The organism is Nostoc sp. KVJ3, assembly GCF_026127265.1.
Classification (GTDB): domain Bacteria; phylum Cyanobacteriota; class Cyanobacteriia; order Cyanobacteriales; family Nostocaceae; genus Nostoc.
The window spans coordinates 2173821-2196448 of the sequence record NZ_WWFG01000001.1; the positions used below are offsets into that span (position 1 = coordinate 2173821).

The window sequence follows — 22628 nt, forward strand, 5'->3', positions numbered from 1 at the left end:
ATTGATCAAAATAGATTAAGTTAACCTAGAATTTCACACAATCATCGGTTACTATTTTTTAATTTACCAGCCATGAAAATTTTTAAAAAGTAGTTGAATAACAAAATAATTCCCTTAATTTTCCAGTAAAAATTACGCTCAAATAGAAATATTATTTTCAAATAGGAAATAAAATCTTGATTTTTCGGACATGGTATTGTTTTTAGCTCATTTAGAGATGTGAAAGCTAATAATAACGGTAAACTAAAATAATTTTTTTCAAGGATATAATTAAATAATGAATTGCGTTTCCAAAATCTTTTATATTCATAGTTTTTGTCTATATCTAAAAATTTCTTATTATGATATTGATTGTTTTGATGTATTCTGTACATCACCAAAGGGTTAGACATATAAAATTTTTTAGCGCCTACCAAAGAAGCTCCCCATACCAGGCAGTCATCAGCTCTTACACGCCAATCTTCTGTGTTTGAAATAGGTAAAAATTTTCTGATTATTTCTCTACGTATTGACAGTGTGGATGTTATAGAACCAATCCATTCACCATTGCATAAAGTTCTGATTACGGAATAGCCTAAATCTAAATCAACTGCATTAGTTTGGAATGTTCCTTCCTCTGCTCCAAATTTCTTATATGCACAAAACAAGAAATCACATTCATTACGCCTATTATAAAAATTTAGGGCATTTTCTAAATATTGAGGTTCATAAATGTCATCTGCATCTAAAAAAAATATAATTTCTCCAGTTGCAGCTAAAAAACCTTCATTAAAGGATGATAGTTGTCCTTGATTTTTTTCTTTGAAGATACATTTAATATTCTCTGATTGAGTAAATTTAGCAATTACATCCACAGAATTATCTGTAGATGCATCATCAACAATAATGATTTCATCAAACTTAACTGTTTGATTTAAAGCACTATTAATTGCCTCTGAAACAAATTCAGCGTAATTATAGTTATTAATTAAACAAGACGTGATAATTTTGTTTTTATCCATATAAAAATTTCTCCCAAATCAAAAGCAAAATAAATTAAAATGCTTACACTATCATGAAAATTAGCCATTTATTTCGATTAACGCTCTTTAGTAAATTTGGTTAAACTGCTAGATACTAAATCTTGTTCAATTTGTAGTTTTTTGCTTTCAGGTAAATAACTACTAGATTCATTTTTAATATTCACACCATTAATTACTATCCCTAATACCTTCTGTCCTGACTGAGTTAAAAATTCTTTAGCTGCATTCGCACTGCTTAAGTCAACTACCCCAGGACGAACGACTAATAGCATACCATCAGTGAGAGTGCTTAAAACAGCAGCATCTGCGATACCCGACAAGGGTGGCGTATCAAAAATAACTAGATCGTAATCTCTGCTAAAGTTATTTATCAATGTTGCCATTCTTTGAGAATCTAGCATCGCTACTGGGTTGGGATGCAAAACTCCAGAAGTAAGAACTTCTAGATTAGGCATCACTTCTTGAACAACTGCATCTAAAGAGACTTGACCAAGAATGACATTACTTAGTCCCGATGTATTGTTTAGCCCCCAAATATGATGCTGTATGGGATGACGCATATCTGCATCTACTAACAACACTCTACGCCCCCCCTGAGCCATAGTCACAGCTAAATTTGCAGATACGTCAGACTTTCCTTCTTTGGCAACGGAACTTGTAATTACAATGCTTTTGAGTGGTTTATCAGAACAGAGGAATTTCAGGTTGACTTGGAGTATTTGGTATGCGTTACCAAGAGGAAAGTAAGGAATATCTCTACCAATGATTTTTGGAATAGGTCGATCAATTCCTGCTATAGAAGAATGGGCTTTACCATTTTTACTTTGTGTTGGAATCACTCCTAAAACAGTATATTTCAAGACTTCTTTCGCTTCTTTAACTGTCTTCACTGAGCGGTCTATCAAGTCTAAAGCAAAGGCAACAATGATACCTAAGAAAAGACCAACTGCTCCTCCACCAACAATAAACAGGATTTTGCGAGGCCCTTCTGCTTTTTCAGGGACTAAAGCTAAAGAAATCACACGAGCATTAGGAATTTTTTGGTTCTGTGCAATCTCAATCTCTTGGCGTTTCTTTAATAGTGTTTCGTAAGTCGTTTGAGCTGCTTGCAGTTTTCGTTCTAACTCTCGTTGCTTCTGTTCTAGCTTTGGCAAATTATTTGCTCGTTTGATGTAAGCAGCTTGTTGTTGGGAGAGTGTGTCAATTTGTCTTTCTAGACCGACACGCTCTGCCTGAGCACGAGTAATATCTGCAATTAAGCTTTGGCGCAGTTGTCCAACCTGTAAACTTCCCTCTCTTATCTGCGCTTTACCAGCAACTTGTCCTGTCCGCTCTTTTAATAAGCTCTGAAGAGCTGCAACTTTTGCCTGTAAGTCAATAATTGTAGGGTGTTCAGGTGAAAAACGGGTGCGATCTACTGCCAGTTTGCTTTCTGCTTCTTGTAGTTGGGTAAGCACTGTTTGAACTCCAGGTGCTTGACTTAATTCAGATTCCATTACAGCTTGCTGCGGATTTACCTGAGCTTCACTGGTTAACTGCTCTAAACGACCCGTAACATTATTGAGTTGAGCTTGAGATTCAGAAAGCTGGTTTCCTAACTTAGAAATTGTCTCGACTGCTGCGGCTGCTTCTTGTTCTAGAACAACAATTTTATTCTGTTCTTTAAATATCCGCAGTTTGGATTCAGCTCTTGTAACAATTTCCTCTGCTTTGGGTACTTCTGTTACAAGAACCTCTTTGGCTGTCCGTGCTTCATCCTGATTAGCTTTTATATTTAGGTCGATATAACTTTTGATAACTTCATTGACGATTTTGGCAGCCAGTTCAGGATTAGTGCTTTTATAAGAAAGTTGTACAACATCAGTACCTTTGATTCCTTCTATTTTTAGTTGGTTTGCCAAGTCTGGAATCGAAAGTAGTTTGCCTTTATTATCTTTGAGTTGAAGTGAATTAATTGTTTTGCCAATCACTGGATTTGAGCCAATAACTCTCACCTGAGTTTCTAGGGGATTATCATTCAGATTCAAAGCTTCCAATTTTCCTATGTCTTCTGATACCCCTGTAAGTGAGGAAGAACGATTTGTTTTAATCATCAAACTTCCTTCTGCTTTGTATGAGGGTTTTAATGAAAATGCATACAAGCATCCAAGAGTAACAGCTATGCTAAAAATTCCAACTAGAGGTAGCCAACGCCGTTGAATAACTTCTAAATATTTCTGAATACTTACTTCTTCAAATTGTGGTAAAGATTCCATCGTCATAATAATAAAATTATAAATTTTTAAAACCTAAAACTATTTATGGTAGATTTTCCCCGATATTTTATCGCCGTTATTCTGTCACTTCCCTTTTGAAAGAAACAACAGAATAACTCACAATCTTGTTCGTGATTTATTAACGTCCTACTTTTTTGAGTGACTCAGTATTATCAACATAAAACTGATGTGATTGTTGATTAGTAATCCAACATCCAATATCATATTATGTAAGAACACTTAATTGAGTAACTTTACAAAAAATTCACAATAATACTTCAGTATGTTTACGACTAGTTCCTCTTATATTGGAAATATAAGAGGAACTAATAGCTTCAGGGTAAGGAATATAGCAATTTTGCCAACTTCCAAGGAAAAGCATTTTAAAGGTAAGCTTTGTGTAGTGAAAAGAGATACTTGAAAAGACTGTATGGCTATTTACGCAAGATTCTTAACAGCTTTCAGCAACAATTAATTTCTGCTTTGAATAATGCTCAATTTTGGGAATAATACGGGACTAGCAATACTAGAATTGTATAATTTTAGGATGAAAGTTGTAATAACTCGTACTTGGTTTAATTTGCCTAGGCTAGCGAAAGGTTTTTTTGGTCTGGCTTTCTGTGTGAAAATTACAACATAGTTTCTGTCCTTGGGTTTACATCCCAGTATTTTAGGTTTACCTGTAAACTTGCAATCACCTTGTTTATATTCTGCAATCCGCGCAAAATAAGCCTTTCAAGATTTATCTAAAGGATATTGATGTTGTCTTATTTGTGTAACCGTATAGTAACACGTAGGAGAGATAAACGGCTAGTAGTAGGGTAACGAAATATGAATTAGCACAGTTATAACGCTAGGGAGGTAACAGGAGAGTGTCAAATTCTGATTTGTTAGAGGATGGATTACTCAACTACCTCCTTGTAGACAAAAGTCCATATACAACTGGATTCCACTATATTTTTAATGAAGTTTAGCCATACTACTTAGTACCTGTGTTAATGTGAAGTACTCAAGCTAGACTGCTATTGTTTGGTGTCTGTATCTACCCAATTGTAATTATTAAACTGATATTAAGAGATTGAATTAATGAAATCTTCTTTTATGACCTTAGTCGTTCTGATTAGCGCACTCGTTCTACCTCAGAGTGTCTATGCTAACCAAGAAAATGTTCCCATCACAACAGGTAATGCTCCGAAGGAGCCATTTTACGATCGCAGTCAGGCTGGAGCTTTATTGACGGAACCCGCGACAATTACCACTACATGGAGTAATTTTACAGGACAGACTAATAATTCCAAACAAACTGCTGAATCAATTTCGCTAATACAGGAGCGAGGATGCAAAAATATGAACCCGCTTGAGTTTATTAATAATCCCGGCGCTTTCTTTAAGCAATGTCAGAAGCCACCAAATACCCAAAGTTCTCAAGGTACTGAACCAATTGAGTATCTTAAGATTCCCAAACTCGATTCTGGTATTAGTGTGACAGTTACTAAATTTTGATATCGAAATTCTTTTAACATAGGGGAATCTTATTGTTTAAGTATGTTATGTAAAAATTAACTATCCACCTTTAAACGTAAATCTTTTCGCTTCAATTAGGATATTAGTAGCGATGCCTACGGCAGTAAGTAAGCTAGGGAGGTATTGTTGTATTGCCAAGTATTATACTTGGTGCTACTGCTAGTACTTTTATTTCCAAAAATATTTCTTATAGCTATCAGATCAATAATACCGCATTCAATGCAGATGTCTGCGTGCAGTATGACACAAGTGCAATTGTCACAGATACCTGCGTCTTTTCGATCCTAAATCCTTTATTACAAATAACCACACTCTTAAAGAAGGCTGTTCTTGAGCAGGAGCAGTGTTTTCGTTGGTGTTTAGCGATCGCCCGCTATGTACACAGCTTGATATGATTTGATTATCTAAAAAAATAGAGTTAAAAAATAGATATTTTGTGTTTAATTAATTCCACTTAATTATAATTACATAGAAGTACAGCAAGACTATTAAAAGTTTAAAAACTCCATGATTTAAAATTTTTGAATTGTTTTGATATTTGCTGTTATTAAATTATCTTGTGGAAATGAAATCATTGCTTGGTCAAGTTCTCATTTTTTCCATTAACTACATCTGATAATTGAACTAAACATAATTGTGTTTGAAGATATGCGATTTCCCCTAAGAAACGAGTGTAATTACTTCAAAGGATATAGTGATAATACTTTGGGGAATTGATTTGTGACTGGCGATAATGTTAGTATTAGGGGGTGGGTTGATTTTGGGTTTATTATCTCCAACAATTGACTTGTGATGTATCATAGACCAGAATTCATCAGTATTGCCAATTGATATGATTAGCAGTGTGAAATGGCTATGGGTCTGAATATCTAGACTTGATACCAATAAATTGATGAGGTTACAGAGGAGCAAATAACCATGAGCAACTTAACATCTCCACCTACCGAAGTTCAAAAAACGAAGAAAAAAAGTTTAGCCGCAGATAAAAAACCTCGAGCTACAGATGATATTGTGCGTAGTTATCTGCAAGAAATCGGGCGTGTAGATTTGTTGACTCGCGAACAAGAGGTTATTTTTGCCCAACAAGTGCAGCTGATGATGAATTTATTAGCTGCTAAGGAAGAATTGGCTGTGAAATTAGACCACGAACCCACGCTGCAAGAATGGGCAGATCGGGCGGAGTTAGGTGTTGAAGTGCTAGAACAACAGCTAAGTCAAGGACACCAAGCCAAGCAAAAAATGATTCAGGCTAATCTCCGGTTGGTGGTGGCTGTGGCGAAAAAATACCAGCACCGCAATCTGGAATTTATGGATCTAATTCAAGAAGGAACTTTGGGTTTAGAGCGAGGAGTGGATAAGTTTGATCCTGCTCTTGGTTATAAGTTTTCTACCTACGCTTACTGGTGGATTCGTCAAGGAATCACGCGAGCGATCGCTCAACAAGGACGGACTATTCGTTTACCGATCCATGTTTTTGAGAAACTGAACAAAATTAAACGGGTACAGCGAGAATTATCTCAACAGCTAGGTCGCGTTCCCACTACTGCTGAAATTGCCAATGCGTTATCTTTGACACCTAGCCAAGTTAGAGAGTGTTTGTACTTGGCGCGTCAACCTTTCTCGCTAGAGGCGCGAGTTGGGGAACAACAAGATACAGAATTACAGGATATTCTAGAAGATGACGGCCCTTCTCCTGAAGACTATGCTGTTGAAGAATCTCTCCACCAAGATTTACACGATTTGTTAGCAAAGCTGTCTCCCCAACAGCGAGAAATATTAACCTTGCGCTTTGGTTTGACTGATGGCTACGAACTTTCTTTAGCACAAATTGGCGATCGCATGGGGATTAGTCGAGAACGGGTACGTCAGATTGAGCAAAAAGCTCTCAGTCTCCTCCGACGACAAAAGGAACAAGTACGTAGTTATCTAGCCAGTTGAGGCTATTTTTCTACAATTTAGAGGATTGAGACTCAGGACATCACCATAATGACTGTATGTATAAAATTCAGTCATTTTGGGGGAAAATAAACCTAAGTAATCTCTCTCAAAGATTTTGATATGGGCACATCAAAGACAGTGCAACAATTGCAAGCGCAATGGGTGAATTCTGAAAACTTTCGGCGTTATGGACAGGTAATTTTTGCAAGTGTTGATGGCAAAGGTTACGATGTGGAAGATGCCCAGTTAAACCTGCAAAATGGAATTCCACGATTTTATATTATGCGGTTGGAGAAGAGAGGGCGAAAGTTTCACAACATTACTCGCCATCTGCAATGCACTCAATGTCTGGGTTCTTTGGAAGGTAAGGATTGGTTAATTGCTGTTTGTCCTCCTCATAATGATGTGAATGAACCAGCTTTAGAAGAGATTGCTGCTTTCCACGTTCCGGGGAATTGTTTTATCAAGCTACATGAGGGAACTTGGCATGCTGGCCCCCATTTTGACCATGAAGTTGTGGATTTTTATAATTTGGAATTAGCTGATACGAATGTGGTGGATCATTTCACTCATGATTTTTTTAAGAGTCATCAATTAGAGTTTGAGATGGTTTAAAGAAATCAACGAACCACAGAGGCACAGAGAAGCCAGTGCGTTGGGCGGGTTCCCCGACTTGTAGCAACTGGCGCGACACAGAGAGGAGAAAGTCGTGATTTTTCGTAGGGGCAATTCATGAATTGCCCCTACGACAGGTGCTGTAACAAAGAGTTTTAACCCAATGCCGACTTTAACTCACTTTCCGCTTGTGCCAACGCATCTGGTAATTTACTCGCATCGCGTCCGCCAGCTTGGGCTAAGTTTGGTCTTCCGCCGCCGCCGCCACCGCAGATTTTAGCGATCGCACCAACAAATTTACCGGCTTGTAAACCTTTTTTGTTGACTTCTTGACTAAAAGCTGCAACTATGCTTACCTTATCGGCTTCGGGAACAGAACCCAGCACCACTGCACCGTTACCGATTTTTTGCAGTAAGCGTTCGGCTGCGGTTTTTAATGATTCTGGATCGACATCTTCTAATTGGGCGACGATAATTTTATGATCGCCTACAATTTCGGCTGTTTGTAGCAAGCTGTCAGATTTAGCGATCGCTAACTGTACCTTCAAGGTTTCCAATTCCTTTTGGCTAGTTCTGAGTTCGCTTTGCAGACTTGTAATTCTGTCTGGTAATTCTTCGGGTTTAACTTTAAAGCGATCGCTCAAATCTTTAACTACTTTATCCCGCAGGTTGAGATAATCTAGGATTGCTGGCCCTGAAACAGCTTCAATGCGCCGCACTCCAGAAGCTACGCCAGCTTCTGAGATAATTTTGAAAACGCCAATTTCAGCCGTATTGCTGACATGAGTTCCACCGCACAGTTCCATTGATACGTTAGGGAAGTCAATCACCCGCACTTCCTCGCCGTATTTTTCGCCGAACATGGCAACAGCACCCTTAGCTTTCGCCTCGGCTATTGGTAATACTTCCACCTTTGCAGCATGTGCTTGGGCAATCCAAGTGTTTACCTGTTCTTCAATTTGTTGCACTTCCTCTGCTGTCAAAGCACGGGGACAGTTGAAATCAAAGCGCAACCGATCAAAGGAAACCAGGGAACCTGCTTGAGATATGCTATCATCAACAATTTTTTTCAACGCTGCTTGTAACAGATGCGTTGCAGTATGGTTAGCTTGGGCGCGACGGCGACAATCCGGATCGATTTGGGCAGTGACGCGATCGCCTACGCGCAGTGTACCGCGTTCGATGCGTCCGAAGTGAACAAAGAAATCAGATTCTTTTTTCACGTCTTCAACGCGAACTACTATACCATCACCAGAGATATAACCGCGATCGCCGATTTGTCCCCCGGATTCAGCATAAAATGGCGTTTTATCAAGAATAATTTGTACCTGTGTTCCCGCTTCTGCTTCCTCTTGGGAAACACCTTCTACCAAAATCGCTTCGACTTTCGCCGTCGTTGCAGATTGGGTATAGCCTAAAAACTCGGTGACTTGGATGTGTTCTGCTAGCTTATCGAGGGAACCTTGCACAGTTAAATCGATGGTTTCGTGTGCATCTCTACCACGTCCTTTCTGAATTTCCATTTGCGCCTCAAATCCCTCAACATCAACTGTGAGATTATTTTCTTCGGCAACCTCTTGAGTAAGTTCGAGGGGAAATCCGTAGGTATCATAAAGGGTAAATGCACTTTCACCACTAATTTGAGTATTCCCTCGCTGTTTTACCTCTTGGATGATTTCTTCTAGAAGTTTTTCGCCTCTATCGAGAGTTCTGAGAAAATTGGATTCTTCTCGTTGCAATTCAGCTTTAATTGCTGCTTCCCGTTGGCGGACATTGGGGTAAGCTGATTCAGAAAGTGCGATCGCAGTTTCCGCAACTTGGGTAGTAAATTCACCAGAAATCCCAATTAATCGCCCATGACGCACCACGCGCCGAATTAATCGCCGCAACACATAACCCCTTCCCACATTGGAAGCGCGAATTTCATCAGCAATCATGTGGACAACAGAACGAACATGATCGCCAATAACTTTTAGAGAAACTTTGGTTTTCTCATCGCTGCTGTGGTAATCAATGCCAGCAATTTGAGCGGCTGTTTGAATAATTGGGAAAATTAGGTCAGTTTCGTAGTTATTGGGTACTTTTTGGAGAATTTGTGCCATTCTCTCCAAACCCATACCGGTGTCGATGTTCTTGTTTTGCAGTGGTGTTAAATTACCGGAAGCATCCCGGTTATATTGCATGAACACGAGATTATAAAACTCGATGAACCGGGAATCGTCTTCTAAATCGATATTTTCGTCACCGCGTTCTGGGTGGAAGTCGTAATATATTTCGGAACAAGGGCCACAAGGGCCAGTCGGGCCAGATACCCAAAAGTTATCATCTTCGCCCAAGCGTTTAATTCTCGCTACCGGCACACCGATTTGATCGCGCCAGATAGCAAAAGCTTCATCATCATCTTTAAAAACGCTGACAACGAGATTTTGGGGGGAAAAGCCAAAGACTTGTGTGGAGATTTCCCAACCCCAAGCGATCGCTTGTTCTTTAAAATAATCACCAAAGCTGAAATTACCCAGCATCTCAAAAAACGTATGATGCCGTTTAGTGCGTCCGACATTTTCGATGTCGTTGGTACGGATACACTTTTGCGAAGTCGTAGCCCGCTTAAATTCTGGTGTCCTCTGCCCCAAGAATATCGGTTTAAATGGTAGCATCCCCGCGATCGTCAGCAGTACGGTTGGATCTTCTGGCACGAGAGAGGCACTTGGGAGGATTTGGTGACTCCGTTGGGCAAAGAAGTTGAGGAATGTGTTGCGAATTTCGTTACCGCTTAGGTACTGAGGATTTGAAGACATAGGTGTTTTTAACTTTAGACTTTAGATTTGGGTCTAGCGGCACTAGGTAAGTGTATTTTCATAAATAGCTTTATATATTCTTGCATTTTGTTTCATATTACCGCCAGCAAATTGTGCCAGTCGATGAGCTATATGCAGTGATGAAGATGCCTTTAGACTATTATTCTGAACTCTGGCAGGGTATGCGTAGGCGTAGCCCATCGTAGACATCGCATTTTGGTCTTTAAGATTAATCCTTAAGAAATACTTTAAAAATCACGTATTAGGGTAGCAACTGACACTAAAACTGAAAGTATCAAATGTTGCTTGTGAGGGATGTGCAGAAATAATTACTGAATCCACCGACGTTATAGAACCTGAGACTAAGGTGGATGTAAAACTTTCACAGTGTAATCCACAGCTTCTGAGGAGTAAATCAAACACGTAATTGTTGCTGCTGGTTATGCTGTTAAAGGTTATTGAGCCGATTCTAGCTTTTCACAGAAGTTTAGATTTTAATATCTCATGTACGCAAAGAAAATTTTTTTATATTTATTCTGCCCTTTATAAGAGGAGAATACAAGCAAGTAGTTGGACAAAAATATTTACAGTCATTGCGAGCACAGCGTTGCAATCCCAACCGCAAGCGAATTGCTTCATTACGCTATCTCTACGAGATGCTACCGCGTTAAGCGAAGCTATGCCGAAGGCTTTACGCTTCATTCGCAATGATATTGTGTAATTAATTCTATCCAATTACTTAATTTACCTATATTAGGGTCAGGTTTTGACATCAAGCTTTTTATTTCGCTTTGTTTTCTAGATTTACGATATTGCAAGTAATTAAAAAAAATATGTGAATTAAGTAAACAAATAGAGATAAAGCACGTAGGCAGGGACATTTTATTTCTCTTACTAACACATTCTAAAGCCAAGTTTCACATACACATAAGTTGTGATTTTTTTACCCTATAAATTCGCTCTGTAATTGTAGGATATGTTTTTGCAGGAAAGCTCCTATTCATAGCTGGAGAGAGTTATACTATCTATTAATTTGCATTGTTTCTGCAATTTCACTCCCAATTTAATACTTGATGAAAGCCTAGTTTATACAAAAAAAGACTAAATTTGTCTATGAGAAATAACATTTATTATTCAATAATAAAACTTTGATTTTGAACAGCGAATGAAAAATCTTTATAGATTATTTATTTTTCTCCAAAAAAAGAAAATTTGTTATCTAATATGATAGCTATTCTAAACTATTTATTTTGGCAATTTTCCTAGAAAAATAACACCTAAGAAACCACGGGGATAGTTTTTATGCACCCAAATATTATTCAGTATTTTTACTGTTTGAAAAACATAATGTAAAGAAGACATTAGTTGTCAGAAGTAGATATTTCAGAAACTCTAGCAGTAAAAATAAAGCCTTACAAGGAGATGAAATTTGGAAAATTATTGTAGATTCGGTATAAAAAAAATTATATATTCAGAAATAAAACCTAGCCTAAAAAATCATATTTAGTATTAGGTAATAATCGCAGTAAGTTAATCAATTAAATGTCTTTAAAATTTAAATAGGATAAAAAATAAAGCAATGAATATTTCTCTTCTGGTCTTTGGAAAAAATAATTTTATCGCCACACTTCCAGATCAGATTCGTTATGCGACTGCCTTTAGTGTAGAAGTTATGGACAATTTAAATCAAGTAGTATCGCGCATTAAAACAACGCCGCCCGATATAATACTTATACAGGCTAGTCTGGATGGCAGTATGGAACTGTGCATTTGGTTGAAAGAGCAGACAAAACTATCCTGGATATACTGTATTCTTTTCGAGGATCGTTCCCAACAGCTTACTGATAGAAATAAGGGTTGGCATAGGGAATTAGAGATGAGTGCTGCGGCCCTAAAGCAAGGAGCCGATGCTTATATTTGGCATCTGATTGATGAAAAAACAGATTATAGCTTGGCAGAGTTAACCGCCAATCATGGATTAATACTTGCTCAATTGACTGTTGGCTTGCGAAAAGCACAAAAATACCGAGATTTGATTCGGACAAATGATATGTTATCTTCGATCGCTTTAGCCGATTCGTTGACAGAATTAAATAATCGTCGTGCGTTAGAATGGGACTTACCCAGGCAAATTAAAAGAGCTAGAACTGAAAAAACTTCCTTGAGTTTGATTATTCTGGATGTAGATCATTTCAAGAAAGTTAACGATACTCACGGGCATTTAGTAGGCGATCGCATTTTACAAGTATTATGTCAGCGTCTGCGACACAATCTGCGCTGTCAAGACACAGCATTTCGCTATGGTGGTGAAGAATTTGTGATTCTTCTGGCTAATACTACTGATGAAGAAGCACTATTAGTAGCCCGTCGTCTTAATCGCGTAGTCAGCGACGAACCATTTGCACTTAGCAATAAACTGATAATTAATATTACTATAAGTATAGGCACAGCAAGTCTGCAAACTGACGATGATGAGCAGGGAGAGAGTTTGCTCAATCGTGCCGATCAATGTCTGTTACAGGCTAAAAATACTGGGCGTAATCGGGTTATTCACTCAAGCTACTTATCTCATATTTCACATTTAAAAGCTGTTTCCTCTTAAAGGTGGGCATTGGGAATTAGTGAAGAGCTAATATTTATAATTCCTAAGAGAGGCGATTAATCGCGTCTCCTAACTCAGCATGACAATCTTCTACCGAAGTGCGTTGTCGCATGGCATTAACTAAAGCCTCGTAGCTAGACCAATTTTCTTGCAGTAGGGTTTTTGCTTGGAGGGCATGAAACCGCAATTTCTGTTGATAAACTGATTCAGAAAAACCCAAAATTGTCAAGACTCCTATCAGCTTGTTTTTATCATCAGATCCACCCTCAGCATTATTAAAAACTAGGGTTTCAGCAGCAATCCCAGCCATCCAAACAGTACAGTAACGGTCTAGCATTTGGGCACTGATTTTACCCACTTCTAATTGAGATGCTAATTCGCTATCATCAAAGCTAACGCCACCTTGCCCAGGTTGCCCCTGTTTCCAGGCTTCCCAAGCGCTGAGTGTGTAGCCGGTAACGGGAATACCCAACAGGTAAGCAACCAAAAAATGCCCTGCTTCGTGATGGACGATGCGATCGCGATGTTCGCTAGAAAAACCAGCAATCCAATCTAAAAAAATAGTACCACCCTTGCCTTGCAAGCTAAAACTATCTAACGTAGCTATGCCTAAAATCGTGAAGGTTGCAAGTGCCGGCACTGCTGGCGACAAATTCAAGAATGGCCCCACTAGTACCGATAGGGTCATGAGAAAGATAGATATTGCAACTAAATTTAAAGTAGTCTGGCTCATTGAGAGTTTTCTGAGTACAACTTAAATGTAGGAATCCGGTTTGATTTCTAAAAAGATACAAGTATCTGTAGGGAAGCCAGTCGTGTGGTGAGGCAGTCCGATCTTCGGGGTTTCCCACAAAAGGAACTGCCGAAAGGGTTTCCCGCGCCACTTGCCACAACAGGGGGAACCTCCGCAAGGCAGTGGCTTGACTTGAGCGAACTGGGGTTGTGTTAGACGGAACGTCGTAACGCACCATCAGCTTGGGATGATGCCGTACTTTCCACTAACACATCCTACAATACCTAATTTTATTCAAAAATCAAATATTAGTCCTATATGAGTAAATAGGAATACTTAAACAAAATTCAGTTAAGCATTTTTGGTACTCATTTGATTAGAAAACACTATATTCATACTAATTAAATTCTCACTTGCGATTTTCCCGCCGCCACTTACTCCGTACTAAACGAATTTCATCAAAAGAGTAGCTTTCACCTAGCTGTTCTTTGATGGGAGTGAGGGAAATATCACCGAGTACTTCTAAAACTTGCCAAATTTTTTGTTGATGTTCTAGAGGTATTAATTGATTTAAATCAACTGGCTGATTTTTCTCAATTAGTTTTTCTAGATGATTGCTAACTGTTGCCGGACTAAGGTTGCGTTTTTGGGCAATTTGAGCGATATTTAAACCTTGTTGATGTAATTGTAATGTCTGTAATTCAGTGTAAGAAGATGAGTTAGGAGAGGATATATAATTATTCTTAGCCGATTTATTTTGCAAACCTTTTTCTTGACGGTAGGCACAGATTTCTGTAATAAACTTTTCGCCATATTGAGCGAGTTTGTGACTACCTACACCAGAAAGTTTGGCAAATTCACCTAAGTTTTGGGGTTGCACCTGTACCATCAATTTTAAAGTGGAATCGTGGAAGATGACGTAAGGTGGTACAGATTGTTCGTCAGCTAATTGTTTCCGTAGCGATCGCAACTTCTGCAATAATACTTCTGCTTCTTCTGCTTTTTCACTCCCCTGTTCCCAGGTAATTTTTTGGACTGTGGTTACAGCTAGCGAAACTGTACGTTGTTTTCGCATTACTTCCCAACTGTGGGCGTTGAGTTTCAAAACTGAGTAACCATCGCTAGTTTGTTCTATTAACCCTTGATGTAAAAGCGATCGCCCCAACATTCGCCATTCATCTAGAGTTCTATCTTTGCCAATACCGTAGGTGGAAAGTTTATCGTGTTCGTACTGGAGAATTTTGTCTTTTTTTGCCCCCCGCAACACATCGATTATGTGTAGCATCCCAAATCTTTCTTTGCAACGCGCCACACAAGATAAAAACTTCATGGCTTCAACTGTCCAATCTTGCATGGGTTTGGGATGACGACAATTGTCACAGTTACCGCAATTCCCAGGAAATCTTTCTCCAAAATAACCCAGTTGAATTGTTCGCCGACAATCAGTGCCTTCAGCGTAATCGATCATCTGCCGCAGTTGTTGTTTAGCAATCAACTGTTCTTGAGGGTCAGTTTTTTGATCGATACTCCATTCAATTGTTTTAACATCACCAAAGCTGAAAAATATTGTACACCGAGATGGTTCTCCGTCTCTACCTGCCCTACCCGATTCTTGATAATAACTTTCTATATTTCTGGGCATATCAAAGTGAACTACCAGCCGCACATCGGGTTTATTAATTCCCATGCCAAAGGCGACTGTTGCCACCATCACCCGGACATCATCTCGAATAAATCGCGTTTGATTACTACTACGTTCCTCATCAGTTAATCCGGCGTGATAAGGCAGAACAACAACTTTATCATTTTGCAATTTAAAAGTTAGTTCATCAACTTTTTTCCGCGTTAAAGCATAAATAATTGTCGAACCTTCACTTTCGCGAATTAGTTCTAATAACTCAGCGTAAGCATATTTAGTTTTAGGACGAACTTCGTAATAAAGATTTTCCCGGTTAAAACTAGCAAGATGGATGCTTGGTTGCTTTAGTCCTAGTTGTTGAATGATATCACTACGGACGCGATCGGTTGCTGTAGCGGTGAGGGCTACGGTAGGAACATCAGGATAGCGTTTCCGCAGAGATTTTAACTGGCGATATTCTGGACGGAAATCGTGTCCCCATTCCGAAACGCAGTGCGCTTCATCAATAGCAAAGCTAGAAATACCGATTTTTTCTTTAACTAAATCGATAAATGGGAGAAACCTTTCACTGAGGAGACGTTCAGGGGCGACGTATAGTAATTTTACTTTCCCGTTGAGGATGGCTTCTTCGCGCGATCGCACTTGATAAGCATTCAAACTGCTATTGAGAAATGTGGCGTTAATATTATTATTTCGCAGTGCTTCTACTTGGTCTTGCATCAAAGCAATTAACGGCGACACTACCACAGTTAGTCCATTTTTTAACAACGCTGGTAGCTGAAAACACAAAGATTTTCCCCCACCAGTCGGCATCACAACCATTAAATCTCGATTTTGCAGCGCATCTTCGATAATTTGCCGTTGTCCGGGGCGGAATCTGTCATAACCGAAGTGATATTTTAGCGCTTGTTCGAGATGGGGATACTGAAGCATAGCGATCGCTTTTTCCGGGGCGTTCTGCGTGAGTAGTTGTTAAAGATATCAGCATTTTAACTCACATTTTCGGCAGCTTTGGTTAGACACTGCGTTTCTGTTAGCGATGTCTACGACGGGCTACGCCGACGCTTAACTTTCAAGACAGTTGCTACAAAATCGGCGATCGCACTGCTTTCAGCAACATAACTTAAAAGCCTTTATGATGGAATCGTGCTGAGATAAAAGTAGGTGGTTCCCAAACAATCTTAAAATATACGGACAATAATAAACAAATTTATAATTACACAGTTCTTCTGGAAAAAGAATCAGATGGAGGTTATCACGCTTTTTGTCCAATCCTAAAAAGTTGTCATTCTCAGGGAGATTCTTTTGAAGAGGCCATAGATAATATTACAGAAGCTATTGAATTATATATTGAAAGTTAAGGGCTGATAATCTATCAATTCCTAGAGATGATTTAATTGTTAAGCCATTAATACCAATTCTGTGTGAAGATGCACAGAATATTAAACGAACCGCCAAGTACGCCAAGAGCGACAAGAATAGAGATTTACTCATTTAGTGCAGCTTCACATTAAATTGGTACAAGTATCTTGGCATGAGCAATTTTCCCAGTGTCAAAGCTAAAGAATTTATCAAAGTCATCGAAAATTTAGGTTTTTATCTTGACCGTCAAAAGGGGAATCATGCTATTTACTATGTTGTGATTTTAATCGAATTGTTACCCCCCTTAATCCCCCCGATGTATTGGCTACCGTGTATACACAAGTCGAATTACCCCCCTTAATCCCCCCTTATAAAGGGGGGAAAAAGAAATCTAGTTCCCTCCCCTTATAAAGGGGAGGGTTAGGGTGGGGTAAAAAATATTTGACACATCAATCATGACTTTTCAAACATCCTCTTAGGAGTCGTGTAAAAATAAGTTGAACAATTTAATATTTGTAGTGTGGGCATCTTGCCCGCGTGAGCAAGATGCTCACACTACTTATTTTTACTTGATGCCTTAGATATTCCAGCCAGACAATTTTTATTAAATACGTTCTTACCCATCCTGAATACGATAAGGAAAGGTGGAAAGATGATCCCTACTTTTAGTCAACAAGCTGATACTGACTTACTGATTCAGTATCAGCCTAAGCCAATTAAAACAGAACAGGAATATAACAGAGCCTTAACAGCAGTAGAGGGGATGATGTCTGGCGAGTTGACAGAGGCAGAAAATGCAATTTTTGAGTTGTTGGTTCTTCTAATTGAGAATTACGAAGAACGTCATTTTTCGATGGGTGAATCAAAACCTGTGGCTACTTTGGAATCCCTTATGCATGAGTTTGATGTGGAACCAAATTCTTTAGCCGGGGTTTTTGGAACTGTTGACATTGTTAGGGAAGTGGTTAATGGTCAACGGAAAATTAACCAATCTCAAGCAGAGTCACTAGCTAAGTTTTTTAATGACCATTATTCTGGACTTTCTATAACGGCTTTTGATTTTATTTAATCTAAAATCAAAAATTTAGTCAGCATCCATCTAAGCCTCCGGGGTACTCCCGCCTAAGCGTTGCTTGGCGGTGAGGGGGATAGGAGGGTAACTATTGGGGTTCGATGCCCCAATAGTTACCAATTCATTGATTTTTGGTTTTCTTTCTAAGGCTACGAATAAATTCACGGATTACCTCTGTTTGAGTTCTATCTTGTTCTTGGCAGTAGGTTTTTAATATCTCTAGTTCTTGTTCTGGAAGCCTGATATCTATGCGAATAGTCATACAAAAGTACGGAATAATGCTGTACAATAGTTCTATGCTACTAACTTATCAGTTCAAACTCAACCCTACTCCCGAACAAGTTGTCATTCTTGAATCTTGGGGCGAGTTGCTGCGTCGCCATTGGAACTACGCACTAGGGGAAAGGTTGAACTGGCTAAGACGTACAAGATCGCAGATTGACCGATGTAGCTTAGTTTCTGAACCAATTGGAAAGATACCAGATAAAGCAGATTACTATACACAAGCAAGCAACCTCAAGCAAACCAAAGAGCTATTCCCCGATTACAAAAACATTTATGCCGACTGCCAACAACAAAATTTAATGCGGTTGGACAAGGCGTGGAAACGATGGTTAACACCTGACAAAAAAGGCAAGCGAGGAGGAAGACCACGTTTTAAAAAGCGTGGTGATATAAGTTCGTTTACATTCCCCCGTGTTAATTCACCCAAAGCTGGCGCACACCTAACAGGTAATATTCTCAAATTATCCAAGATTGGTGAGATTGAGGTTATCTTACATCGACCAATTCCAGACGGTTTTGAGATTAAACAGGCGACGATTCTTGTTAAAGCTGATGGATGGTATTGTAGTTTTTCTTTAGAAGACAAGACTGTTCCCGATACTTTATCTATTGATGAAATCACAACTGTTACTGGCATAGATGTAGGTTTAGAAAAGTTTTTAACCACTGCTGATGGACAAAGTATTGAAGTGCCGCAGTATTATCGTTCGTCACAATCAAAATTAGCCCGTCAACAGCGCAAACTTGCACGTAAAGTCAAAGGGTCTAACAATCACAGCAAGCAATCCAATAAAGTTGCAAAGCTTCATTTGCACGTTGCTCGGCAAAGAAAAGAGTTTCATTATCATGTAGCTCATTGGTTAGTTAACTCATACGATTTGATTGTTTTTGAAACCTTGAACATTAGAGGATTAGCTAGAACACGATTAGCTAAGTCAATACTAGATGTTGCGTGGGGTACGTTCCTGGAAATCATGCAAGCAGTAGCGGTAAAACGCGGCAAGCTGACACTTGGAGTTGACCCTAGAGGCACGAGTATTAATTGTTCGAGTTGTGGTGAAAGAGTTGAAAAAACAATGGCCGTCCGTGTTCATAGTTGTTCTTGTGGATTGGTCATTGACCGCGACTGGAACGCCGCATTGAATCTTTTGAAACGTGGATCGGTTGGACTACCGATTCCTGGCTGTGGAGGCTTAGGGGATACCCAGCCTACGAAGCAGCAAGTCTCATTTGTGAATCTGAGATGCTCCCGCTAACTGAAAAGCAGTTAGCGGTGAGAGTTGTCACCTAACCTAGAACTTGCCGTTATTACTTTCCTCTGATGCCCTATCTGGTTACATTTTAACTGTGATTCTAAAGCATCAATCTTTCTTAAAAGTGACACTCCCCATACTATAGAAATCGCCAATTTGATTGTCATACCTGCAAGCAAGAGTGTGACTATTGTAGAAGCTTTCTTTTGTTGAATTAGCCTTTTTTGTTGTTCTGCAAGTCGTGCTTCAACTTCTCTAGCACGTTCAGCTTCTAATGCTTGCTGCATTTCCCGCCGATCTAATTCTTCACTAGCAGCTAGAAATCTATAATCTAAATTGCTCAAGCTTTTGCCATTTGCCCAAATCTGAGCATCAATTAAAGCTTTTCCACGTAATAAGCGAGATTCATCTGTTTCCTTTGAGGCTATCCATGCATTGAAGGTTTCGTAATAGGGGCGCAAATAAGCTAATTTTTTTCCAACCCATTCTAAATTGAAAACTTCTTGATAAATTCGGTTTTTGATTTGGAGAAAACCTTGCTTTTTCACCACCAAACCAGACAACAACAGTTCTACCTGTTCTCGACTATCGTCGGCTGAAACTTCTACTCCTTGGAGGACTTGCTGATAAATTCCTAGCAATCTGGCGGTAATTTGTTCGTTGCTGAGGATGCGATCGCGAATTGTCCGCAAATGCTCCGGTTCATCTTGTGATTCCCATTTATCGATGATGTGCGATCGCACCACATTTTCTATCCAAAATTCTTCTGTGCCTGGGGGAATTTTTAGCGTTCTACCTACATCATCTTGAGATAAACTCACAATCAGCCGACACAGCTTTTGAGTAAGAAATGGTTGCCCTTTTGTCCAACTTAATACTTCTTTCAAAACTTTCTGAGGATTATTGTCTTTAATATCCAGCCCTAAAGATAGTGGTTGAGCTTCTTCAAATGTGAAACCATTGACGCGAATGGCTTTGCCAAAATTAAACGGTGTAGTATGATTTGAATATAAAATTAAATCTGAAGGCGTAGCAACACCAAAAATTGCAAATGTAATCCGATGATATTCGGGATTAATTGCTCGTTGATTATAACAGAACCTAATGAAGCTAAAAAAGTCATCAACAGAGAAATTAAGACTGAGAATACTATCAATTTCATCAATGAAAATGAATAGTCTTTCGTTAGGAAACTGAGCTAACAGGATTTCCGAAATAAAGCGGCTAAGTTTCTGAATCCAAGAAATATCATTTTGTTCTTGCCACCATGTTTTTAAATTTACTTTTCCTAACAGTTTAAAACCCAACCATAGATCGCCTACAACTCCTTTATACCACTGTTCTGGAGTTATATTTTCGCAACCAATATTAGTCATGTCAACGGTGGCACATCTAAAACCTTCTTGTTGTAAGCGATGTTTTGTTTTTACCATAAGTGAAGATTTGCCCATTTGCCTACAGCTTAGGATGTAGCAAAATTCACCTTGTTTCAAGGCTTCATAAATTTCCACATCTGCTCTCCGCTCAATATAGCTGGGAGCGTCAGTAGTTAAAGTGCCACCAACTTGGTATCGATAACTGTTCATTTGATTTAAAATTTTAAATTATAGGGCTTCCCGATCTATTGAAGTACATCTTAAAACCTCACCCCTTAACCCCTCTCCTTAGCAAGGCTACGGTGTATACACAAGTCGAATTACCCCCCTTAATCCCCCCGATGTATTGGGGGGAAACAAGAGAATCTCGTTCCCTCCCCAATACATACGGGGAGGGTTAGGGTGGGGTAATTCGAGGACTGGTAGTGATTCGATAACTTGTGGTACTCCGTAGCCTTAGCAAGGAGAGGGGAGATAAATTGTCTTTCAACAGTCTACCAGAACCATTACTACCCTGAGTGCTTTCCAAGCTGTTGGCTAAAATAAAGGCGATATAATTCACACATCACCTGAGCTTGATTGCCGTTGAGTTTAACTAAACCCATACTTTCTAACTTATAAGCAGCGATCGCATCTAGCTCTACTTTTTCATCTGTTGCAATTACTTGTTGCATCGCTGACATTAATTCTGGTTCTTTTTGCAGTAAGCTCAACAGTTCTCGTAAATGCTGACTGTAAATTCCCACTGGTGTAGATGCGGTTTCTAATAATACTTCTAATGTCATTTCTTCCTGACATAGATGATATAACGCAAGGCTCACCAAATATGGATGTCCTCCTACCATTGCTTGTAGAGGTGCAAGGCGTTTTGCCCCTTCGGTGTCTGCTGCACAATTTAGCCCGTAACGCAATGCTAAATTCTGTACCTGATTGAGAGTTAACGGTGGCAGCGTAATTGTTATCCCGACATTGAAAGGCGATTGATTAAGCTTGAGTGGAATATAAATTTCTGTGGTGTGAACTACCACCATCCGCAGTTTTTGCCAGAGTTGATCCTGCTTTGCTTGTTCGTGCCAAAATCGCAGCATTGGCAGAAAGTCTTGGGCAATATTAGGATGTTCAAAAACTCGATGGACTTCATTTAAAGCCAAAACTAGAGGACTACAATCAATATATTGCAGCAGATATGCTTCAAAATAGATTTTGCAGCTTACTTTGCTGCCCATTTCTGTATCCCAAAAATCATCTAGACAGGGAAACAGATTTAATTGTCTACTGACATTGACACAAAACCAACGCAAGAATTTATCCAGAGAAGCAAAAACGCCTTCATCAGCCTCCTGAAAGTCCAAATAGACAATTTGATAACCTTGCTCTCTAGCATAAGCAATCATCCGGTTCAGCAGTGAACTTTTTCCTGTCTTTCTGGGTGCTTTGATTCGGATTAAGCAACCAGGGTATAAAATCTCGTTACATACAAGTTCTTCTAGGGGAGGACGATTGATGTAAAGAGGAGAACCCAGTGGGACAGGGCCGCTAGGAAATTCGATCTTGCTTGCTGAAAAAAAGTCTGGAGAAACCATTTCTAAGCTAGATTCTTCAACGAAGAGGCAGGGGGAAGGGGGCAGGGAGCAGGGGAAAATGACCCCTTCCCCCTGCCGTGGAGCGGAGCGGAACATGGGTCTGAGTCCCTCACTTCTGTTAAGTGGTTCTCGTTCAGGTGGGGTCGAATCCCCATCTGAACCTTCTCCCCTGCTCCCTGCTCCCTGCTCTCTTGCCTCTTTTTCAACAAAATCTTGTTGACTCTGATTTTTCTGATTGCCTATCTTGTCTTGCAGGTATTTCTGCAAGGCTAAATGCAGGTTTTTTTTCGTTATTTTTTTTCCCAGTGCTGCGGAAAGGTCTTGCCACAACTCAGAGCCAACTTCCTTGATGTAATTGTCGCGGTAGCCTGATTCCTCTGCCATTTCACCGTAAGTTTTGCCCAACCATGACTGAGACAGCACAAAATACTGAATGGAAGCAAGAGGCTTGTCTTGCAGAATTGTTTCTACTGCTTGCAGAATATCTTCTACTGACATTATTAAAGATTAAACAATTAGTAGATGAATTTATCTATTTTGACCTATTAATAATATACAACCGAATAAATAC

At 39.3% G+C, this 22628-nt stretch carries 16 protein-coding genes and 2 pseudogenes; 10 read left to right on the forward strand and 8 right to left on the reverse strand.

Annotated elements, in window-relative coordinates; all coding sequences use genetic code 11:
* Positions 1-41: 41 nt before the first annotated feature.
* Both GTQ43_RS08815 and GTQ43_RS08820 read right to left on the reverse strand, forming a co-directional pair.
* Entirely contained in the window at positions 42-1001 is a 960-nt protein-coding gene (locus GTQ43_RS08815; protein WP_265272253.1) for a glycosyltransferase family 2 protein, read from the reverse strand.
* A 77-nt stretch (positions 1002-1078) separates the two neighbouring features.
* Positions 1079-3283 (reverse strand): GumC family protein, encoded by a 2205-nt coding sequence (locus tag GTQ43_RS08820; RefSeq protein ID WP_265272254.1) that lies wholly within the window; start codon positions 3281-3283, stop codon positions 1079-1081.
* Between the two features lie 1080 nt (positions 3284-4363).
* Here GTQ43_RS08820 and GTQ43_RS08825 point away from each other — a divergent pair.
* The 4 genes from GTQ43_RS08825 (at position 4364) to GTQ43_RS08840 (ending at position 7354) form a co-directional block, all read left to right on the forward strand.
* The gene (locus tag GTQ43_RS08825; RefSeq protein ID WP_265272255.1) at positions 4364-4780 is read left to right on the forward strand and encodes a hypothetical protein; all 417 of its coding nucleotides are present in this window, start codon (positions 4364-4366) and stop codon (positions 4778-4780) included.
* Between the two features lie 152 nt (positions 4781-4932).
* Positions 4933-5196, forward strand: a complete 264-nt coding sequence (locus tag GTQ43_RS08830) for a DUF3172 domain-containing protein (RefSeq protein ID WP_265272256.1) — start codon at positions 4933-4935, stop codon at positions 5194-5196.
* A gap of 523 nt (positions 5197-5719) precedes the next feature.
* On the forward strand, positions 5720-6739 hold the full coding sequence (locus tag GTQ43_RS08835) for an RNA polymerase sigma factor, RpoD/SigA family (protein WP_265272257.1): 1020 nt from the start codon (positions 5720-5722) through the stop codon (positions 6737-6739).
* 120 nt (positions 6740-6859) lie between these two features.
* Positions 6860-7354: an ureidoglycolate lyase gene (locus GTQ43_RS08840; protein WP_265272258.1), complete on the forward strand. Its 495-nt coding sequence runs from the start codon at positions 6860-6862 to the stop codon at positions 7352-7354.
* A 155-nt stretch (positions 7355-7509) separates the two neighbouring features.
* Here GTQ43_RS08840 and alaS read toward each other — a convergent pair whose 3' ends face one another.
* Positions 7510-10152, reverse strand: a complete 2643-nt coding sequence (gene alaS / locus GTQ43_RS08845; RefSeq protein WP_265272259.1) for an alanine--tRNA ligase — start codon at positions 10150-10152, stop codon at positions 7510-7512.
* A 1579-nt stretch (positions 10153-11731) separates the two neighbouring features.
* Between alaS and GTQ43_RS08855 the strand changes: the two genes are divergently transcribed.
* The gene (locus GTQ43_RS08855) at positions 11732-12754 is read left to right on the forward strand and encodes a GGDEF domain-containing protein (RefSeq protein ID WP_265272260.1); all 1023 of its coding nucleotides are present in this window, start codon (positions 11732-11734) and stop codon (positions 12752-12754) included.
* Between the two features lie 43 nt (positions 12755-12797).
* Here the strand turns inward: GTQ43_RS08855 and GTQ43_RS08860 are convergent, their stop codons facing one another.
* Entirely contained in the window at positions 12798-13487 is a 690-nt protein-coding gene (locus GTQ43_RS08860) for an ATP-dependent Zn protease (RefSeq protein WP_265272261.1), read from the reverse strand.
* 409 nt (positions 13488-13896) lie between these two features.
* Complete coding sequence (gene recQ / locus GTQ43_RS08865) at positions 13897-16059, reverse strand: DNA helicase RecQ (RefSeq protein ID WP_265272262.1); 2163 nt, start codon at positions 16057-16059, stop codon at positions 13897-13899.
* Between the two features lie 245 nt (positions 16060-16304).
* Here recQ and GTQ43_RS08870 point away from each other — a divergent pair.
* The 4 genes and pseudogenes from GTQ43_RS08870 to GTQ43_RS08880 all read left to right on the forward strand — a co-directional run.
* A pseudogene (locus GTQ43_RS08870) lies at positions 16305-16537 on the forward strand (type II toxin-antitoxin system HicB family antitoxin); the annotation flags it as partial.
* 123 nt (positions 16538-16660) lie between these two features.
* On the forward strand, positions 16661-16849 hold the full coding sequence (locus GTQ43_RS41715) for a type II toxin-antitoxin system HicA family toxin (RefSeq protein WP_414859095.1): 189 nt from the start codon (positions 16661-16663) through the stop codon (positions 16847-16849).
* A gap of 221 nt (positions 16850-17070) precedes the next feature.
* A pseudogene (locus GTQ43_RS41720) lies at positions 17071-17157 on the forward strand (type II toxin-antitoxin system HigB family toxin); the annotation flags it as partial.
* Complete coding sequence (locus GTQ43_RS08880; RefSeq protein ID WP_265272263.1) at positions 17141-17557, forward strand: helix-turn-helix domain-containing protein; 417 nt, start codon at positions 17141-17143, stop codon at positions 17555-17557. The pseudogene GTQ43_RS41720 and the gene GTQ43_RS08880, both read left to right, overlap by 17 nt.
* 124 nt (positions 17558-17681) lie before the next feature.
* Here the strand turns inward: GTQ43_RS08880 and GTQ43_RS08885 are convergent, their stop codons facing one another.
* On the reverse strand, positions 17682-17822 hold the full coding sequence (locus tag GTQ43_RS08885) for a ribbon-helix-helix protein, CopG family (protein WP_265272264.1): 141 nt from the start codon (positions 17820-17822) through the stop codon (positions 17682-17684).
* 16 nt (positions 17823-17838) lie between these two features.
* Between GTQ43_RS08885 and GTQ43_RS08890 the strand changes: the two genes are divergently transcribed.
* Entirely contained in the window at positions 17839-19101 is a 1263-nt protein-coding gene (locus tag GTQ43_RS08890) for an RNA-guided endonuclease InsQ/TnpB family protein (RefSeq protein WP_265272265.1), read from the forward strand.
* A gap of 11 nt (positions 19102-19112) precedes the next feature.
* Here GTQ43_RS08890 and GTQ43_RS08895 read toward each other — a convergent pair whose 3' ends face one another.
* A complete protein-coding gene (locus GTQ43_RS08895; RefSeq protein ID WP_265272266.1) occupies positions 19113-20684 on the reverse strand; it encodes an AAA-like domain-containing protein in 1572 nt (523 codons plus the stop codon).
* Between the two features lie 299 nt (positions 20685-20983).
* Positions 20984-22555 carry an AAA-like domain-containing protein gene (locus tag GTQ43_RS08900; RefSeq protein ID WP_265272267.1) on the reverse strand — a complete coding sequence of 524 codons (1572 nt, stop codon included), beginning with the start codon at positions 22553-22555 and terminating at the stop codon, positions 20984-20986.
* Positions 22556-22628 lie beyond the last annotated feature (73 nt).

Coding starts and splice junctions, on each gene's coding strand:
- GTQ43_RS08815 (WP_265272253.1), bottom strand. CDS start 1,001: ATGGATAAAAACAAAATTATCACGTCTTGTTTAATTAATAACTATAAT.
- GTQ43_RS08820 (WP_265272254.1), bottom strand. CDS start 3,283: ATGACGATGGAATCTTTACCACAATTTGAAGAAGTAAGTATTCAGAAA.
- GTQ43_RS08825 (WP_265272255.1), top strand. CDS start 4,364: ATGAAATCTTCTTTTATGACCTTAGTCGTTCTGATTAGCGCACTCGTT.
- GTQ43_RS08835 (WP_265272257.1), top strand. CDS start 5,720: ATGAGCAACTTAACATCTCCACCTACCGAAGTTCAAAAAACGAAGAAA.
- GTQ43_RS08840 (WP_265272258.1), top strand. CDS start 6,860: ATGGGCACATCAAAGACAGTGCAACAATTGCAAGCGCAATGGGTGAAT.
- alaS (WP_265272259.1), bottom strand. CDS start 10,152: ATGTCTTCAAATCCTCAGTACCTAAGCGGTAACGAAATTCGCAACACA.
- GTQ43_RS08855 (WP_265272260.1), top strand. CDS start 11,732: ATGAATATTTCTCTTCTGGTCTTTGGAAAAAATAATTTTATCGCCACA.
- GTQ43_RS08860 (WP_265272261.1), bottom strand. CDS start 13,487: ATGAGCCAGACTACTTTAAATTTAGTTGCAATATCTATCTTTCTCATG.
- recQ (WP_265272262.1), bottom strand. CDS start 16,059: ATGCTTCAGTATCCCCATCTCGAACAAGCGCTAAAATATCACTTCGGT.
- GTQ43_RS41715 (WP_414859095.1), top strand. CDS start 16,661: ATGAGCAATTTTCCCAGTGTCAAAGCTAAAGAATTTATCAAAGTCATC.
- GTQ43_RS08880 (WP_265272263.1), top strand. CDS start 17,141: ATGATCCCTACTTTTAGTCAACAAGCTGATACTGACTTACTGATTCAG.
- GTQ43_RS08885 (WP_265272264.1), bottom strand. CDS start 17,822: ATGACTATTCGCATAGATATCAGGCTTCCAGAACAAGAACTAGAGATA.
- GTQ43_RS08890 (WP_265272265.1), top strand. CDS start 17,839: ATGCTGTACAATAGTTCTATGCTACTAACTTATCAGTTCAAACTCAAC.
- GTQ43_RS08895 (WP_265272266.1), bottom strand. CDS start 20,684: ATGAACAGTTATCGATACCAAGTTGGTGGCACTTTAACTACTGACGCT.
- GTQ43_RS08900 (WP_265272267.1), bottom strand. CDS start 22,555: ATGTCAGTAGAAGATATTCTGCAAGCAGTAGAAACAATTCTGCAAGAC.